Origin of the sequence: Pandoraea sp. PE-S2R-1, from assembly GCF_002179865.1 — a bacterium.
Lineage (GTDB): Bacteria > Pseudomonadota > Gammaproteobacteria > Burkholderiales > Burkholderiaceae > Pandoraea.
In genome coordinates, this window is the sequence record NZ_NGUR01000149.1 from 1 (window position 1) to 350 (window position 350).

Consider the following 350-nt stretch of genomic DNA (forward strand, 5'->3'; position numbering starts at 1 on the left):
CGTGCATTATTGGCCGGCGATTGCCGATCGATATCAACTCAATCTGACGATAACCCGCACGACCGTGGATCCGACATTCGGCTTCATGACCGCCGATTGGGACGGTCGCATCCGCATGGACCCCTCCTCCGCTTTTGCCATGCAGGGGCTGATCGCGCAGAAGGACGCGTTCGACGTCGCCTTCGCCTGCGACACCGATCACGATCGGCACGGTATCGTGACGCCGGGCGCGGGCCTGCTTCCGCCCAATCATTACTTCGCCGTCACCGTCGAGTATCTGCTGGAGCATCGCCCCGACTGGCGACCCGATGCGGCCATTGGCAAGACGGTGGTCGGCAGTCAGTTGATCG

1 pseudogene is annotated in these 350 nt (G+C 62.3%); it reads left to right on the forward strand.

Features of this window, described 5'->3' with window-relative positions:
• Nucleotides 1–350 (forward strand): annotated as a pseudogene (locus tag CDV44_RS27465) (alpha-D-glucose phosphate-specific phosphoglucomutase); the annotation flags it as partial.